The organism is Amycolatopsis sp. NBC_01286 (genome assembly GCF_035982555.1).
In the GTDB taxonomy this organism is placed as follows: domain Bacteria; phylum Actinomycetota; class Actinomycetes; order Mycobacteriales; family Pseudonocardiaceae; genus Amycolatopsis.
Window position 1 is genome coordinate 9145587 of the sequence record NZ_CP108428.1, and the last position, 15785, is coordinate 9161371.

15 protein-coding genes are annotated in these 15785 nt (G+C 74.0%); 9 read left to right on the forward strand and 6 right to left on the reverse strand.

Features of this window, described 5'->3' with window-relative positions; translation table 11 throughout:
* Nucleotides 1-46: 46 nt before the first annotated feature.
* Complete coding sequence (locus OG570_RS41895) at nucleotides 47-1174, forward strand: ROK family transcriptional regulator (RefSeq protein ID WP_326948378.1); 1128 nt, start codon at nucleotides 47-49, stop codon at nucleotides 1172-1174.
* On the opposite strand, the gene OG570_RS41900 is transcribed toward OG570_RS41895, so the two are convergent.
* Nucleotides 1155-1667 (reverse strand): GNAT family N-acetyltransferase, encoded by a 513-nt coding sequence (locus tag OG570_RS41900; protein WP_326948377.1) that lies wholly within the window; start codon nucleotides 1665-1667, stop codon nucleotides 1155-1157. The genes OG570_RS41895 and OG570_RS41900 overlap by 20 nt on opposite strands.
* Before the next feature lie 49 nt (nucleotides 1668-1716).
* On the opposite strand from OG570_RS41900, the gene OG570_RS41905 reads away from it, so the two are divergent.
* Nucleotides 1717-2547, forward strand: coding sequence for a helix-turn-helix domain-containing protein (locus OG570_RS41905; RefSeq protein WP_326948376.1), 831 nt, complete (start codon nucleotides 1717-1719; stop codon nucleotides 2545-2547).
* Between the two features lie 63 nt (nucleotides 2548-2610).
* Complete coding sequence (locus tag OG570_RS41910) at nucleotides 2611-3243, forward strand: dihydrofolate reductase family protein (protein ID WP_326948375.1); 633 nt, start codon at nucleotides 2611-2613, stop codon at nucleotides 3241-3243.
* On the opposite strand, the gene OG570_RS41915 is transcribed toward OG570_RS41910, so the two are convergent.
* Nucleotides 3223-6084 carry an AfsR/SARP family transcriptional regulator gene (locus OG570_RS41915; protein ID WP_326954291.1) on the reverse strand — a complete coding sequence of 954 codons (2862 nt, stop codon included), beginning with the start codon at nucleotides 6082-6084 and terminating at the stop codon, nucleotides 3223-3225. The two genes, OG570_RS41910 and OG570_RS41915, sit on opposite strands and share 21 nt — an antisense overlap.
* A 77-nt stretch (nucleotides 6085-6161) precedes the next feature.
* The gene (locus OG570_RS41920; RefSeq protein WP_326954292.1) at nucleotides 6162-7397 is read right to left on the reverse strand and encodes an NAD(P)/FAD-dependent oxidoreductase; all 1236 of its coding nucleotides are present in this window, start codon (nucleotides 7395-7397) and stop codon (nucleotides 6162-6164) included.
* A 148-nt stretch (nucleotides 7398-7545) separates the two neighbouring features.
* Between OG570_RS41920 and OG570_RS41925 the strand changes: the two genes are divergently transcribed.
* A complete protein-coding gene (locus OG570_RS41925) occupies nucleotides 7546-8304 on the forward strand; it encodes an SDR family oxidoreductase (RefSeq protein ID WP_326954293.1) in 759 nt (252 codons plus the stop codon).
* Here the strand turns inward: OG570_RS41925 and OG570_RS41930 are convergent.
* Entirely contained in the window at nucleotides 8282-8995 is a 714-nt protein-coding gene (locus tag OG570_RS41930) for a VOC family protein (RefSeq protein ID WP_326954294.1), read from the reverse strand. The genes OG570_RS41925 and OG570_RS41930 overlap by 23 nt on opposite strands.
* A gap of 171 nt (nucleotides 8996-9166) precedes the next feature.
* On the opposite strand from OG570_RS41930, the gene OG570_RS41935 reads away from it, so the two are divergent.
* Complete coding sequence (locus OG570_RS41935; RefSeq protein ID WP_326954295.1) at nucleotides 9167-9943, forward strand: SDR family oxidoreductase; 777 nt, start codon at nucleotides 9167-9169, stop codon at nucleotides 9941-9943.
* Nucleotides 9944-9971: 28 nt separating this feature from the next.
* Here OG570_RS41935 and OG570_RS41940 read toward each other — a convergent pair whose 3' ends face one another.
* Nucleotides 9972-10862: a LysR family transcriptional regulator gene (locus tag OG570_RS41940; RefSeq protein WP_326948369.1), complete on the reverse strand. Its 891-nt coding sequence runs from the start codon at nucleotides 10860-10862 to the stop codon at nucleotides 9972-9974.
* Nucleotides 10859-11473 carry a TetR/AcrR family transcriptional regulator gene (locus OG570_RS41945; RefSeq protein ID WP_326954296.1) on the reverse strand — a complete coding sequence of 205 codons (615 nt, stop codon included), beginning with the start codon at nucleotides 11471-11473 and terminating at the stop codon, nucleotides 10859-10861. The genes OG570_RS41940 and OG570_RS41945 overlap by 4 nt, the downstream gene beginning before the upstream one ends.
* Before the next feature lie 90 nt (nucleotides 11474-11563).
* Between OG570_RS41945 and OG570_RS41950 the strand changes: the two genes are divergently transcribed.
* The 4 genes from OG570_RS41950 (at nucleotide 11564) to OG570_RS41965 (ending at nucleotide 15413) form a co-directional block, all read left to right on the forward strand.
* Nucleotides 11564-12301, forward strand: a complete 738-nt coding sequence (locus tag OG570_RS41950; RefSeq protein ID WP_326954297.1) for an SDR family NAD(P)-dependent oxidoreductase — start codon at nucleotides 11564-11566, stop codon at nucleotides 12299-12301.
* Nucleotides 12298-13170, forward strand: coding sequence for an alpha/beta fold hydrolase (locus OG570_RS41955; protein ID WP_326954298.1), 873 nt, complete (start codon nucleotides 12298-12300; stop codon nucleotides 13168-13170). The genes OG570_RS41950 and OG570_RS41955 overlap by 4 nt, the downstream gene beginning before the upstream one ends.
* The gene (locus OG570_RS41960) at nucleotides 13167-14102 is read left to right on the forward strand and encodes an NAD-dependent epimerase/dehydratase family protein (protein WP_326954299.1); all 936 of its coding nucleotides are present in this window, start codon (nucleotides 13167-13169) and stop codon (nucleotides 14100-14102) included. The genes OG570_RS41955 and OG570_RS41960 overlap by 4 nt, the downstream gene beginning before the upstream one ends.
* 111 nt (nucleotides 14103-14213) lie before the next feature.
* On the forward strand, nucleotides 14214-15413 hold the full coding sequence (locus OG570_RS41965; RefSeq protein ID WP_326954300.1) for an MFS transporter: 1200 nt from the start codon (nucleotides 14214-14216) through the stop codon (nucleotides 15411-15413).
* The last annotated feature ends 372 nt before the right edge of the window (nucleotides 15414-15785 follow it).

The window sequence follows — 15785 nt, forward strand, 5'->3', positions numbered from 1 at the left end:
GCAACGCTGTTGCGTTAGTTCCAGACACCGGCGGTAAGGTGACGCGGTGCACCTGGCTTTCCTGCGGGACTACCACGAGGCCCTGGTGATCGCGCTGGCGCGAACCTTGCCCACCCTCGAGCGGGGCACGGTCGCCGAGGTCACCGGGCTGACCCCGCAGGCGGTGTCGAAGGTGCTGGCGCGCCTGGTCGAGGAGGGCCTGCTCGAACCGGCCGGCGTGCGGCGGCCGGCGCTGGGCAAACCGGCCGCGGTCTACCGGCTCGTCCCCGAAAGCCGCTGGGCGATCGGCGCGCAGGTCACCCGCCGCGAGCTGCGCCTGGCCCTGACGGACCTGGCCGGCACCGTCCGCGCGTCCGCCACGACCCCGCTGCCGGACGACTTCACCCCGGAGCAGCTGCTGGTCCGGCTCGCTGCCGGCGTCACGACGATGATCGCCGAACACCGCCTGAGCGCACCCGAGCCGGCCGCCGGCGCGGACCCGGCCCGGATCCTGGCGGGTGTCGGCGTCGGCATGATCGGGCCGCTCGACCAGTCGAGCGGCACTGTCCGCGGCGCGCACCGGCTGCGGCACTGGCGCGACGTCCCGCTGGCCGAGCTCGCCGAACGCGCGCTGGGCCTGCCGGTGGTGGTGGACAAGGACGTCACGGCCGGGGTCACCGCCGAAGCCTGGCGCCGCGGCCCCGCCTTCCGCGACGCCGCCCTGGTGGTGGTCGACGCCGGGGTCGGCGCCGGCCTGTGGCTGCGCGGCGCCGCCCACCGCGGCGCGCACACCAACGCCAGCGAGTTCGGCCACACGGTCGTCCAGCTCGACGGGCCGCGATGCGCGTGCGGCCGGCACGGCTGCCTGGAAGCCGTCCACGAACGGGCGGCCGACCCCGCGGCGGCCGCGGCCGTGCTCGCGACCGGCGTGGTGAACCTGCTGCAGACGCTCGACCTGGGCCACATCGTCCTCGGCGGCGCCGACCTGCTCCGCCACGGCGACGTCTACCGGGACGCCGTCGAGCACGCGGTGCGCACCCAGCTCCCCGGCGCCGACTGGCTCACCGTGGAGGTCAGCTTGACGACGCTGGGCACCGACGTGGTCGCGGCCGGCGCGGCCATGCAGGTGCTCAACACCCGCTACGGCCTGCCCGATCCGGCGGGCCTGCAGCCACTCACCGGCCGGCCGGCCTGACCGGCGACCACCGGCCGAGCCACTGCTGGGCGCCGTACGCCTCGTACGTCTCCACCTCGGTGAACCCCAGTTTCGCCGCGAGCCGCATCGAGGGGACGTTGGCGGTCTGGGTGCGCAGCGCCACCGGCTCGCCGGGGCGAACGCCGGCGAACCAGCCGAGCGCCGCCGCGCACGCCTCGGTGGCGTACCCGTGGCCCCACGCCGCCGGCAGGAACAGGTAGCCGAGCTCGGTCTCCGCGTCGCGCCGGTCGAGCGTGATCATGCCGATCATCGCGCCGTCGAGGTCGGCCGCGAAGAGGCCGAAGCGCCGCCCGGGCACCTCGGCCACCGTGCGCTCCAGCTCGTCGCGCGGCTGCGCGCCACCGATGTAGCCGCCGACCTCAGGCGAGGCGAACAGCTCGACGAACGCCGCGCGGTCCCGGGCTTCGGACTCGCGCAGCACGAGCCGCTCGGTCCTGATCGGGGCCGGGGGCCAGGGTCCGGGCTCGGTCATGGCGGGCAACCTATCGCGCGGGCCGGACCGGCCCGGCCACACTGGGCTCATGGAGTACGTCGGCCAGGTGCCCGCCCCGCCGCTCGACCGGTTCGTCGACGACGTCTACTGCCAGACCGGCGTGCCGGGCCACCGGCTGATGACCGTCCCGCCGATGCCGTCGGCGCACCTGTTCCTCAACCTGGGCGCGCCCGTCCGGCTGTACGACTCCGACCCTTCGGTGCCGCCGGCGGTGTTCGCCGACGGGTGGTTCATGGGGATGTGGACCCGGCGCTTCCGCGTCGAGTTCCCCGCGCGGGTGCGGCTCGTGGGGGTGCACTTCAAGCCGTGGGGGCTGTCGCCGTTCGTCGGCGTGCCGGCCAGTGAGCTGCGGGACCGGTGGGTGCCGGTCGACGCCGTCTGGCACCGGTCCCTCGACCGGATCCGCGACCGGCTCGGGGAGCTCGCGTCGGCCGGCGAGACGCTGCGGGTGGTCGAGGAGGAGCTGCGCGCCCGGCTCGCCGAGGCGCCGGCGCGTGGTCTCGACCTGGTCCGGCACACCGGCGGACGGCTGGCGACCTCCTACGGCGCGGTCCCGGTCGGCGCGCTGACCGAGGCCGCGGGGGTGAGCGGCAACCACCTGGCCGCGCAGTTCAAGGCCCACGTCGGGATCACCCCGAAACGGGTGGCGCGGATCTACCGCTTCGCACGGCTGATCCTCTCGGTGGACGCGCTGGGCCCGGCCGGCTGGGCGGATCTCGCGCACCGCGTCGGCTACTTCGACCAGGCGCACTTCGGCAAGGAGTTCAAGGACTTCACCGGCCACACCCCGACGGAGTTCCTGGCCCTGCGGCGCCGGTTCCCCGCCGAAGGGCCGTTCCCGCCGATGCCCGCCGAGTGATTTTTTACAAGCGCGGCCCGGCCCGGGACACCAAGATCGAGCGAGACGACCTGAGGAGGGCCCGTGGGCACGGTGATCATGCAGAACGTGGTGTCGGTGGACGGCTTCATCGCCGACGAGCACGACGACGTCGGCCCGCTGCACGAGTGGTACTTCTCCGGCGACACCCCGATCACCGAGACGCCACCCGACGAGGAGTTCGACCATTCCGGGACGGGCAACGGCTTCCGGGTCTCGAGCGCGTCGGCGCCCTACGTCCGGGCGATGTGGGAGAGCATCGGCGTGATCGTCATGGGCCGCACGCTGTTCGACCTGATGAACGGCTGGGAGGGGAAGCCGCCCGCGGGTGAGCACGTGGTCGTGGTCTCCCACCGGCCCAAGCCGGCGGGCTGGCACCCCGAGGCGTCCTACCACTTCGTCGACGACCCGAAGGCGGCGATCGCCAAGGCCCAGGAGCTGGCCGGGGACCGGACGATCGCGGTGAACGCGGGCGAGGCGGGCAGCCGGATCTTCGCCGCCGGTCTGGTGGACGAAGTGGCGATGGACGTCGTGCCGGTGGTGTTCGGGTCGGGCAAACGCTTCTTCGCCGGCATCGAGGGGCAGCAGTTGCTCGAGGATCCGCACGTGGTCATCCAGGGTGACCGGGTGCTGCACCTGAAGTTCAAGGTGCGCCGCTCACCAGCCGGCGGGGCGTAGGTGGGGCAACGACTTCGGCCGGTCCAGGTCGAGCCGGGCGGCGATGTCCGCGGCGGCCCGCTCGTGGTCCCGCGCCGCTGACGGGTCGTCGCCGGTGCGGGCGAGTTCGGCGTGGGCCTGGGCTCGTTCGTGGAGGTGCTCGCCCCGGACCACGATCGTGAACTGCTCGACGGCCTCGGTTCCGTGGCCCAGCGCGAGCTGGGTCCGGCCCAGCTCGATCCGGGCGTAGGCCTGGAGGCGGACGTCGTCGTCGAGCATGGTCACCGCGGCGCGCTGCGGCTCCAGGGCGTCGTGGGCGCGTCCGGCCACGCGGTGGGCCGTGCCGATGAGCACCAGGGCCTCGGCTTCGCCTTCCCGGTCGCCGATCCGCTGCCGCAGGTCACGGGCCTGGCGGAGGTGGCCGAGGGCCTCTTCGCCGTCGCCGAGCGCGATGAGGCACCGGGCCAGCGCGGTGAGCACGTGGTCGTTGGGGCTGAACCGGCCCAGCTCGTCGCAGCCCGCGTAAGCCGTGCGCAGGAAGGCCAGCGCCGGCTCGTAGTCGCCGTTCAGCCAGCGGACGACGCCGCGGGTCCAGCAGGTGATGATCCGCGCGTCGATGCCGAGCGGGGACAGGCGGGCGAGGCCGGCCAGCTCGTCGGCCGCCGCCTGCGCGTGCCGCGCCGCCGGCTCGTGGTCGCCGCGTTGCAGGTGCATCAAGCCGAGCAGGGCGAGGGTGTGCGCGTGGGACTCGGTGTTCTCCGGCTGCTTCGCCGACGCCGTCAGCAGGTCGAAGGCCCGCGAGGTGTGGCCGGCGGACCAGTGGGCCAGCGCCAGCAACGTGCTCAGCAGGCCTTCGCCGCCCTCGGCCGTCTCCTGCGCCGCGGCCAGGCTCTGCTCCAGCAGCTCGATCGGGTCGCCGCCGAGGTCGCGCTCCAGGAAGTGCCAGAAGGAGATGGCCAGCTGCCAGGCGTGGGTGCCGTAGCCCTCGGCCGCGGCGCAGCGCGTCGCGGCCAGGAGGTTGCCGCGCTCGGCCAGCAGCCAGGCGTGCGCCGCCGCCGCTTCCGGGCCGCCGGCCTCGAAGCTGGCCGCCGCGTCGGTGACGGCCGCCAGGTAGTGGTCGAGCATCTTCCCGGTCATCCGCGGGTCGTCGGAGAGCCCGCGGGCGTACTGGCGCAGCAGGTCGTGCTGGCGGTACCGGCCGGGCACGGCCTCCTCGGCCAGGTGGACGTCGACCAGCCGCTGCAGGGCGTCGTCGGCCCGCCCCACCGGCGTGCCGGTCATCGCCGCGAGGACGGCGGTGTCCGCGTCGGCGCCGGGATGGCGGCCCAGCGCGTAGAAGAGCTGCTGGTCTTCCGGGGGCAGGTGCTCGTGGGACATCCGGAACGCCAGCGCCACCTCGCGGTCGGCGAACAGCTTCGGCAGCCGCCGGCGCGCGTCGGCCAGCTGCGCGGACAAGTACGCGATCGGCCAGGCGGTGCGGTGCGCGAGCCGGGCGCCGGACAGCCGCAGCGCGAGCGGCAGGCCCGCGCACAGGCGGACGATGCGCGCCACGGCCTCGGGTTCGGCGGCCGCCCGGTCGGTGCCCACCAGCCGGGCGAAGAACGCCGTGGCTTCTTCCTCCGGCAGGACGGCCAGCGAGATCGGCCGCGCCCCGGCGAGGTCCGGCAGCCGGGCCCGGCTCGTCACGATCACGAGGCCGGGACCGGCGGGCAGCAGCGCGGCCACCTGCGTCTCGTCCACGGCGTTGTCGAACACGACCAGCAGCCGCAGCGCCGCGGTCTTCGCCCGCCACTGCGCCTTGGCGTCGCCGGTCGCCGCGAGGCCCAGCTGGCCCAGCAGCACGTCCAGTGCCTCGTCCGCGGTCAGCGGCGTCTTCCCCGCGCTGTGCCCCTGCAGGTCCACGAAGACGACGCCGTCGGGAAAGCGGTCGGCCAGCAGGTGCCCGGCGTGGACGGCGAACGCCGTCTTGCCGACCCCGGCCATCCCGTCGACCGAGTAGACGGTGGCCCGGTCGCCGGTCGACGTCACCAGGCGGGCGAGCTCGGCGGCCCGCCCGGTGAAGTCCGGGAGGTCGCGCGGCAGGCAGTTGCGGCGGGCCGGGGTCCTTCCTGCACTGGCGGGCGGACGCGCTTCGCGATCCCGCCCCAGCAGCCGCCGGTGCGTGTCCGTCAACGCGGCGGTCGGGTCGATGCCCAGGTCTTCGGACAGCCGGGCGTGGACCTCCCGGTAGTGCTGGAGGGCGTCGGCCGTCCGCCCGGCCCGGTGCAGGGCCGTCATGTACAGGCCGGCGATGCGCTCGTCGTACGGGTGCCCGGTGGCCAGGGCGGCGAGCCCGGCGACCAGCTCGGTGCCTTCGCCCAGCCGCAGCCGCGTCTCGGCCAGGTCGAGCTGGGCCGCCAGCCGGGCCCGCTCCAGCCGGTCGCGCTCGGCGTCGGCCCAGTCGCCGGTCAGGCCGGTCAGCGCCGGTCCGTGCCACAACGCCAGCGCCTCGGTGAGGGTCGACACCACGCGCGCGTCGTCGCTGTCCGCACCGGCCTGCGCGCAGAGGTCCTGGAAGACGTACAGGTCGACCGGGAGCGGCGTGGCGTCGGCGATCAGCGCGTAGCCGCCGGACCGGCGGACGAGGCTCACCCCCGGCACCGCGCTCACGGCGCGGCGCAGCCGGGAGATGTAGCTGTGCACGGTTTCGCGGCCGCGCAACGGCACCGCGCCGCCCCACACCCGCTCGGCGAGCCGGTCGGTCGACACGACCCGGCCGCGCTCGACGACCAGCGCGGCCAGCACGCACCGCTGCCGCGGGTGCCCGAGGTCCACCGGAACGCCGTCGACGGACGCGGCCACCTCCCCCAACAACCGCAGCACCGCACTCACCTCCCCGAGCGTCACGGAAACCGGACACAGCGTATACGCTCCGTCAGAGGCTCGGCACCGCCTGTTCGTCAGCCGGTCAAGTCGGCCAGCAGCGCGGCCGCCGCCCGTTGCCCGGACACCAGCGCTCCCTGCACCGACGGCGTGTCGCGGTGGTCGCCGCAGACGTAACGACCGGGGGCGAGCCGCACCGGACGTCGCAGCGGCGCGCCGGGCCCGAACACCGGCAACGCCCGGGGCAGCGCGTAGGCGGCCAGCAGGTCCCAGCCGCCGGTCCCGGTGCCGTAGATCCGGGCCAGCCGTCGCCGGACCTGCGGCTCCAGGCCGGCGTCGGCGTGATCGGGCACCGACGCGGAGATCAGCGCCGACCCGCTCGGGGCGTACCCCGGGGCGACCTCGCTGAGCACGGCGGTGTTGAGCAGCAGCTCGTCGAGCCCGTCGACCAGCAGCGTCGGCGACCGCAACGGCGTCGCCGCGGCGCAGTAGTAGAACGTCGTCACCGCGTGCCAGGCGGGCGCTTCGACGCCGGGCAGCAGCCGGGCGGCGGTGTCGCCGTCGGTCGCCACGATCACGGCTCGCGCGGGCAGGTGCTCGCCGTCGCCCGTGCGGACGCCGTCGGCGGTGATCTCGGCGACCTCGACGCCGGTGCGGACCGTGCCGGGCGGCAGGCCGTCGGCCAGCTGACGCGGCAGGGCCTGCATGCCTTCGGCCGGCAGTACCCCGCCGCCACGCAGGAAACTGCGCCACAGCAGGTGGAACATCCGCGCGGACGTCCGCAACGACGGGTCGAGGAACACCCCGGCGAGGAACGGCCGCAGCACCTGCTCGACCGTGGCCGCGCTCAAGCCCCAGCGCCGCAGCTCCTCGGCCGTGCTGCGCCCGGCGTCGGCCCGGACGGTCGCGTCCGGCGCCAGCAGGTCCCGGGCGGCCAGGGCCGCCATCCGCGCTGCGTCACCGGGATGGCCGACGGCGAACCCGGCGACCCCGCCCACCGCGGGCAGCCCGTGCCACGGACCAGCCAGCCACCGGCGGCCCGTCTCGGTCACGGCGATCGTGCCGCGGGTGAACGGCTTGGGCCGCAACGCTTTCACGTCGACCAGCCGCCGCACCGCGGGGTACGCGGGCAGCAGCACCTGGAACCCGCGGTCGAGCCGGAACCCGTCGACCACGTCGGTGCGGACCCGGCCGCCGACGTCGTCGCCCGCCTCCAGCACGGTGGTCCCGATCCCGGCCCGGTGCAGCCGCGCCGCGGCACTCAGCCCCGCCAGCCCACCCCCGACGACGATCACACCCGATTCCCCGGCCATCCGCGCTCCCTTCGTCACGGTGCGGGGTTCCCGGCCCGGCCGAGTCCAACCGCGCCGGTCGCGAACCTCACCCACGCGAGGCGGGGATCGCCGGTCCCCCGATGTCCGCTCTCTGCCACCGCGCGGGCGGGTGCGTGATGCTCGCAGCATGGACATCACCGGAAACACCCTCTTCATCCCCGGCGCCACCAGCGGTATCGGGCTGGCGCTCGCGCTCGCCCTCCGGGAGCGGGGCAACAGCGTGATCGTCGGCGGCCGGCGCACCGGCCGGCTGGAGAAGATCGCCGCCGAGTACCCCGGGATCGGCACCGTGCGGATCGACACCACCGACGCCGCGAGCATCCAGGCCGCCGCGAAGGACGTGCTCGCCCGCTACCCCGAGCTGAACGTGCTCGTCACCATGGCCGGCGTGATGCGCGTCGAGGACTGGCACCGGCCGGAGTCGTTCCTGGAGTCGGCCGAAGAGGTCGTGACGACCAACGTGCTCGGCCCGATCCGGCTGATCGCCGCGTTCGTCGAGCACCTGCGGAGCCGGCCGGACGCCACCATCGTGACCGTCTCGTCCGGACTGGCCTTCACCCCGCTCAAGGTCACTCCGAGCTACAACGCGTCCAAGGCGGCGATCCACATGCTCAGCGAATCCCTGCGGCTGCAGCTGGCCGACACCACCGTGGACGTGCTGGAACTGGTGCCGCCTTCGGTGCAGACGGACTTGCTGCCCGGCCAGGCCGAGAGCGAGCACGCCATGCCGCTCGACGAGTTCGTCACCGAGGTCATGACGATCCTGGAGACCCGGCCGGAGGCGAAGGAGATCCAGGTCGAGCGCGTCAAGTTCCTCCGCTACGGCGAAGCCCGCGGCGACTACGACCAGGTCGTCGCGACGCTCAACCAGACCGATCCCCACTGAGCACGCGGAACTCGGTGCCGTCCGGATCCGCCAGCACGACGGTGCCGTCGTCGCGGACGCCGAGCCGAGCGGCGCCGAGGGAGATCAGCTCGTCGACCGCCGCCCGCTGGTCGCCGTCCGCCGGGAGCAGCTCGAAGCGCTGCCGGTTCGGCTCCTCGGGCGTGCCATCCCACACGTCCCACGCGAGTTTCGTGCCACCGCGCGGTGACTGGATCGCGGTCTGCTCGCCCTGGTCCCACACCAGGGGCCAGCCCAGCGCCTCGCTCCAGAACTGCCCGACCTGCCGGGAACCGGCACAGGTGAGCTCACCCAGCGGGCCGCACCCGGCGAGGTAATCGTCGCCGGGCTCGATCACGCAGAACTCGTACCCTGCCGGGTCGCCCAGGACTACGTGCCTCTCCTCGGGACGCTGCCCGACGTCGACGTGACGGCCACCGAGCCCGATCGCCGTGTCCACCGTGTGCCGCTGGTCGTCGAGGTCGGCGCTGGTCAGGTGCAGGTGCATCCGGTTCGCGCCGAGCCGGCCGGCGCGGCCCGGGACGAACCGCAGGCCGAGCTGAGTGTCCCCGCCCGGGAGCAGCACACCGCCGTCATCCTCGACGACCTCCCGGCCGAGCAGCCCGGCCCAGAACCCGGCCGCTCCAGCCGGGTCGTCCGCCTCGAAGGTCACCGCAAGCAGTCTCGAACGCATCACCGGAACGTAGACACCGCCCCAGGTGAGGGCAAGGCAATATATCGACCCGGTTGCCCGCAATGGCGCCATAGGAGTTCCCTATACCGGCTGCTGACAATTCGTCTTTGCTTCCCGCGCTTTCCGGACCTACCGTGACCAAGACGAACACGGAAAGAAAGGACCGGTGGCATGACCACGATCGGAAACGGATCGGGACCGCGGGAACTCGCGGGAAAACGAGCCCTGGTCACGGGTGGCACTCGCGGCATCGGCGCGGCCGTCGTACGCCAGTTCCTGGACGCGGGCGCCGAGGTGCTCACGACCGCCCGCTCGGCGACGAGCACGGTGCCGGACGGAGCTTCCTTTGTGGAGGCCGACGTTCGGACGCGGGCCGGGGTGGAAGCGCTCGCCGCGGCCGCGCAGGAGGTGCTCGGCGGGGTGGACGTCCTGGTCCACAACGCGGGCGGGGCGCGACCGCACGCGGACTCGTCGGCCATCACCGACGAGGAGTGGCAGGACGCGCTGGACCTGAACTACCTGGCTTCGGTCCGGCTGGATGCGTTGCTGCTGCCGGGAATGCGGGACCGGCGCGCGGGGACGATCGTGCACGTCTCCTCGGCCGCGGTACTCACCCCGGTCGGGCCGTTCCTGCACTACACGGCGGCGAAGGCGGCGCTGGAGAACTACAGCCGGGGCCTGGCACTGGAACTGGCCCCGCTCGGCATCCGCGTCAACGCCGTTTCCCCGGGCCGCACCGCCACTCCCGGCGGTGAAGCGACGCGGGAACAGTGGGCGAGCCTGAGCGTGGCGCCGGCCGAAACCAACGCCGGGGACACCACGCCGCTGGGGCGCGACGGCCGGCCCGGGGACATCGCCGACGCGGTGCTGTTCCTCGCGTCCGACCGGGCGAGCTGGCTGACCGGACGGAACCTCATCGTCGACGGCGGGGAATTCCCGATGGGCTGACGCCGTTCCGGGGAATTGTTCCCGGCCGTCAGGACACCGGCGAGAAAGAATGCGACCAGGTTTCCCGGCGCAGCAGTTCGAGCAACGCCGTTTCCGCCGGTCCCGGGCCTTTCCGGAGAACGGCGACAACGGGCTGGGTCACGGCCGGGAAGACCGGGCGGACGAGGTGCGCGTGCCCCTCGGGCACCGCCGAGGCCGGGACGAGCGTCACGCCCAGCCCGGCGGCGGCCCACCGCACGGCCGTCGCCGTCTGGGACACGCGGGCGACCGCGCTCGGCGTCACGTCGTTGTCCCGCAACACGTTCAGCAGCACGGCGTCGAGCGCGCCGTCCCGGTCGAAGCGCACCCACGGCTCCCCCGCCAGCCCGCTCAGCTCGACCCGGTCCGCGGCGAGCCGCGGGTGCCCGGCGCCCAGCACCACGACGAACTCCTCGTCGCCGAGGTGGTGGGCGTCGTCCGGGGTCTGCTCACAGGCCGCCATCAGGGCGAGGTCCAGCACACCCCGGCGGCCCAGCCGGTCCAGCTCGGCGGAGCTCGGCTCCTCGAAGACGGTGACCTCCAGCCGCGGGAAGCGGCGGCGCAACGCGCCCAGCGCGCCCGGCAGCTGCCGGGTGCCGAAACCCAGCTGCACCGCGACCGTCAGCTCGCCCACCAGCTCGTCGGCCCCGGCCCGGGCCGTCGCCCGCGCCCGCCGCGACGCGTTCACCGCGACCTGCGCCTCCCGCAGGAACGCGCGGCCGACCACCGTGGGCACCAGGCCGGACGGCGTGCGGGCGAACAACTGCACGCCGAGCTCCCGCTCCAAGCCGCGGATCTGCTGCGACACCGAGGGCTGGGCGACGCGCAGCCGTTCCGCCGCCGCCGTCACCGAGCCCTCGTCGGCCACGGCGAGGGCGTACTCGTACTGCCGGAGGCTCATCGGGCGCTCGCGGCGAACGAGTGGATGTAGGCCAGCGCGGCGTTCATCGACGCTTCGAGCGGCCGCACGTCAAGCATGGTCTGCGAGAGCAGGACCCCGCCCTGCAGGGCGGCGAGCAGCGAGAACGCGAGCTCGTCGAGGTCGGCGCCGGCCCGCAGCTCGCCGCGGTCGCGCATCGCGCGCAGGCCCTCCAGCAGGAGGTCCTTCCAGCGGAGAAAGCCGTCGGCCAGGTCGGTCCGGGACTCCTCGTCGCTGACGCTCAGCTCGCCGGCCAGGGCGCCGAGGTTGCAGTCGCTGCGGCAGCCGTTCTCCCGCTGCCGCTCGATCCCGGCGTCGGCCCAGGCCCGCAGCGCCTCGAAGCTGTCGAGCGCGGAGATCCGCGGCAGGCCCGAGTCCGCCTGCCGGGTGATGACGGCCCGGATCAGCGCCTGCTTGCCGTCGAAGTAGTGGTAGAGCTGCGATCCGCTCACGCCGGCCGCGGCCCGCACGTCCTCGATCCCGGTACCGGCCACGCCGTGGCGGGCGATGAGATCGGTCGCGGCTTCGATGATGCGGTCCCTGGTGGCGCGGCCCTTCGGGGTCAGGCGACGCGGTTTCGGCGCTTCGGTCACGGCGTCAGCCTACCGCAAGAATGGGTTGCGCAATCCAGAAACTGTCCCTACTGTTCTGGACAAAACAACCCAGAAAGTGAGGCCGACCCCATGTCCCCCACCCGCACCGCCCTCGTGACCGGCGCCACCGCCGGCATCGGCCGGGCCGTCGCGCTCGACCTCGCCGCCCACGGCATCGACGTGATCGCCCACGGCCGCGACCCCGAGCGAGGCGCCCAGCTCGTCAAGGAGATCACCGCGGAAGGCGGCACCGCGCGCTTCGTCGGCGCGGACCTGACCGATCCCGGCGAGGTCGTCGCGCTCGCCGCGGCAGCCGGCGACGTGGACATCCTGGTCAACAACGCCGGCAGCTACGCGTTCACCAGCACGCCGGACACGACCGCGGACAGCTTCGACCGGCAGTTCGCGCTCAACACCCGCGCACCGTTCCTGCTGGTCGGCGCGCTGGCCCCGGCCATGGCCGAGCGGGGGCACGGCACGATCGTCAACATCACCTCGACCGCGGCGACCTCGCCGGCACCGATCGGCGGCGCCTACGGGGCGTCCAAGGCGGCCGTCGAACTGCTGACGCGCTCGTGGGCCACGGAGTTCGGCGGCCGCGGCGTCCGGGTCAACGGCGTCTCCCCCGGCCCGATCCGCACCGCGGGCACCACCGCCATGCTCGGCGACAACGTCGACGTCCTGGGCCGGGCCAACCTCCGCGAGCGCATCGGCGAACCCGAGGAGATCGCCCGGGTGGTCCGGTTCCTCGTGGACTCCGACAGCAGCTACATCAACGGCACCGTCGTCGTCGCCAACGGCGGCGAGCCGAGCGGACTGCCCGCATGAGCACCTACGAGTGGCTGCCCGAGGGCTTCGACGTCCGCACGGCCGACACGAACGGCGTCCGGCTCTCGGCCGCGGTGGGCGGCCGGGGTCCGCTGCTGGTGCTGCTGCACGGCTGGCCCCAGACCGGCCGCGCCTGGGCCCGGGTGATGCCCGCCCTCGCCGAGGACCACACGGTGGTCGTCCCCGACCTGCGCGGCACCGGGGCCAGCGAGCGGCCCGCCGGCGGCTACACCAAGGTCAACCAGGCCGACGACGTGCGCGGCCTGCTCACCGCACTCGGCCTGACCGGGCCCGCGGTGGTCGTGGGGCACGACATCGGCAGCATGGTCGCCTTCGCCTGGGCGCTGCACCGGCCCGCGGACGTCGCCGCCGTCGTGCTGCTCGACGCCTTCCTGCCGGGGGTCGACCTCGAGGAGTCGATGAACGTCGTCACCGGGGGCTCGTGGCACTTCGGGTTCTTCATGGCACCGGCGTTCCCCGAAATGCTCCTGGACGGCCACGAGCGGGAGTTCGTCGAAGCGACCTTCACCGCCCGGAGCACGCCCTCGACGTTCACCAGCGAAGAACTCGACTTCTACGCGCGCTCCTACCGCGGCCGGGACCGGCTGCGCGGCGGTTTCGGGCACTACCGGACCCTGCTCGACGACGGCGTGGAGAACCGGGGCGCCCTCGCCGAACGCGGGGTGAGCGTGCCGGTCCTGTCCATCGGCGGCCGGGATTCGGTGGGCGGCCAGACCACGGAAGCCCTGCGCCCGTACGCCAAGGACCTCACCGGCTTCATCGCCCCGACCGGCCATTTCGTCGCCGAAGAAGCCCCGGAGTGGTTCGTGCGCACCCTCCGCGAGTACCTCGCAGGGGCCCGGCCGTGAGGGTCCTCGTCATCGGCGCGACGGGCTTCGTCGGCGGCGGCGTCGCGCGTCACCTCGCCGGAGCGGGCCACGACGTCACCGGCCTGGCCCGCTCCGCCGACGCGGCCGAACGCCTGACGCGCCAGGGCATCACGCCGTTGCGCGGGGACGTCGACGGCGGCCTCGCCGAGGTCGTCGCGGCCGCGACGGCGTCCGGCGCGGTCGTCTTCGCCGCCCAGCTCGACGCCGAGGCCGAAGAGCGCGTCGTCGCGCACCTGCTCGACGCGCTCGCCGGCTCCGGGAAGACGTTCCTGTTCACCTCCGGCAGCGGGGTCCTCCTCCAGCGCACCGGCGGTGCCTGGAGCGAAGACAGCTTCGCCGAGGACGACCCGTTCACGGTCGAACCGCTGGCCGCGCGGCGGCTGGCGGTCGAGGAGCTGGTGCGGGCCGCGGCCGGCCGGGACGTGCGCGCGATCGTCGTGCGGCCCGGCATGGTCTGGGGTCCGGGCGACCACGGCCACGTGCCGCTGATCCGCCGGTCGGCCGAGCGGACCGGCGCCGCGTGCTACGTCGGCGAAGGCCTCAACACCTACTCCCACGTGCACCTCGACGACGTCGCCCGGCTCTTCGGGCTCGCGCTGGTCCGGGGCACCGCCGGCGCCCTCTACCACGCGGTCGCGGGCGAGACCCCGACCCGGTGGATCGCCGAAGCCGTGGCCCGGGAGCGGGGGTGCGCCACGCGAAGCCTCACCCCGGCGGAGGCCACGACCGTCTGGGGTGCCTTCGACGCGCTGATCCTCGCCGCGTCGAGCCGGTGCCGCGCTCCGCGCAGCCGCCGGGAGCTGGGGTGGGCACCCCGGCACACCGACCTGCTGGGCGCGGTCGGCGCACCCCCGTCCGGCCGTGCCGATGCACGCCCGTTCGCGGGCGTCCGGGACACCGCACTCCCTTGAGCTGCAACGGAACTTCATAGATCCGTCAGGTGACGGATGTCTGTTGTGGTCCGATCGCGAAGCATTGCTTCACGGGGCTCCACGCTCCGGCCTCGATACCGAGGAGGAGCGATGTCCCGTGCTACCCCTGTTTCGACCGTCGTGATCTTCATCTTGGCCCTCAATCTGCGCCCGGCCGTGACGAGCCTGGGCGCGGCCCTGCCGGACATCTCGGTCGCCGGGAGCCTGGTCGCCGCCGTGCTCGTCGCGCTGCCCCTGTGGGCGATCGGCCTCGGCGGCTGGGCGTCGCCCTGGCTGTGCGCCCGGATCGGGACGCACCGGATCGTCACCGTGTCCCTCCTCGGGCTGGCGGCGTCGCTGTTCGCACGGGTCCTCGGCGGCCCGGTGCCGCTGCTGGCCGGGACGGCGCTGGCGTGCCTGGCCATCGCCGCGCTCGGCACCGTGCTGCCGATGCTGGCCAAGGGGTCGGCCGCGTTCACCCTCGGGCTCGGGCTGGGCAGCACGGCGGGGGCGCTGATCACGCCCCTGGCGGTGCTGTCGTCGTCGTGGCGGGTCGGCCTGGGCGTGTGGGCGCTCACGGCCCTGCTGGCCCAGCGGGTGTGGCGGCGCACGCACGTCGAGTTCCTGGCGCCGAAGGTCGCGACCGGACCGGTGCGGGCCCGGGCCCTGACCCTCCACTTCGGACTCATCTCGACGGTCACCTTCCTGGTCATGGGCTGGCTCCCGGGAATCCTGCGCAGCGCGGGTGTGCCGCCGGCGAGTGCCGGCGCGTACCTCGCGCTGTCGATGGCCATGGGGCTGCCCATGATGTGGCTGGTGCCCGGCTGGACGCGCCGGTGGCGCAACCAGACCCTGCTCGTGGTCGTCCTGGCCGCACCCAACGTCGTCGGCGTGGCCGGGCTGCTCATCGCACCGGCGGCCGCGCCCTGGCTGTGGGCCGCGGCCACCGGCGCGGGCATGGGGTCGCTGGCGTTCGTCCTGACGACGATCTCGTTGCGCAGCAAGGACAGTTCCCTGGCGCTGTCCGCGGTGGTCCAGGGCGTGGGGTACGTCATCGCCGGCTTCGGCGTGCTGGCCTGCGGCTGGCTGCACACGCACACCGGCGGCTGGCAGATTCCGCTGGTACTGGTGCTGGTGATCCTGCTCGGCCAGGTGGCCAGCGGGCACATCACGGTGTCCCAGCGGGTTCCGGCGGAACCGGAACCCGAACCGGCGCCCAAGCCGGAACCGGCTCCGGAGCCGGCACCGACGCCGGCGCCGCACGTCCTGCTCCCGGTGCACCAGCAGGACGCGCCCGAGGCCGCGGCCTGATGTTCCCTTCCCGGCCCGCTCCGGGCACACCCCTGGTCGGGGTGCGCCCGGAGTTCACCCGTTTCAGCGATGGCGCTCGCTCATCAGTTCGATAACGTGGAGGGCGTGACGACAACCACGCGTGGTCCCATGGATCGGCCGAGCACCCCCGGCCCGTTCGTGGCGGCCGTGTGGCGGTGGTTCCGGCGCTTCCACCGCGCCGCGTCAGCCCGAAGCGGACCGGTGCCGGGCCGCTTCCCGCGCAATGTCGATGCGCGAGTGGACATCGAGCTTGGTCAAGATGTGCGACAGGCGGAGGGCGTGACGACAAACACGCGCGTTCCCATGGACCGGCCGAGCACCCTCGGCCCGTTCATGGCGACCGTGCGCCGG

What these genes read in the sequence shown, in the direction of transcription:
- OG570_RS41900 (WP_326948377.1), bottom strand. Translation starts at nt 1,667, where the DNA reads ATGACCGAGCCCGGACCCTGGCCCCCGGCCCCGATCAGGACCGAGCGG.
- OG570_RS41905 (WP_326948376.1), top strand. Translation starts at nt 1,717, where the DNA reads ATGGAGTACGTCGGCCAGGTGCCCGCCCCGCCGCTCGACCGGTTCGTC.
- OG570_RS41920 (WP_326954292.1), bottom strand. Translation starts at nt 7,397, where the DNA reads ATGGCCGGGGAATCGGGTGTGATCGTCGTCGGGGGTGGGCTGGCGGGG.
- OG570_RS41925 (WP_326954293.1), top strand. Translation starts at nt 7,546, where the DNA reads ATGGACATCACCGGAAACACCCTCTTCATCCCCGGCGCCACCAGCGGT.
- OG570_RS41930 (WP_326954294.1), bottom strand. Translation starts at nt 8,995, where the DNA reads ATGCGTTCGAGACTGCTTGCGGTGACCTTCGAGGCGGACGACCCGGCT.
- OG570_RS41935 (WP_326954295.1), top strand. Translation starts at nt 9,167, where the DNA reads ATGACCACGATCGGAAACGGATCGGGACCGCGGGAACTCGCGGGAAAA.
- OG570_RS41940 (WP_326948369.1), bottom strand. Translation starts at nt 10,862, where the DNA reads ATGAGCCTCCGGCAGTACGAGTACGCCCTCGCCGTGGCCGACGAGGGC.
- OG570_RS41950 (WP_326954297.1), top strand. Translation starts at nt 11,564, where the DNA reads ATGTCCCCCACCCGCACCGCCCTCGTGACCGGCGCCACCGCCGGCATC.
- OG570_RS41955 (WP_326954298.1), top strand. Translation starts at nt 12,298, where the DNA reads ATGAGCACCTACGAGTGGCTGCCCGAGGGCTTCGACGTCCGCACGGCC.
- OG570_RS41965 (WP_326954300.1), top strand. Translation starts at nt 14,214, where the DNA reads ATGTCCCGTGCTACCCCTGTTTCGACCGTCGTGATCTTCATCTTGGCC.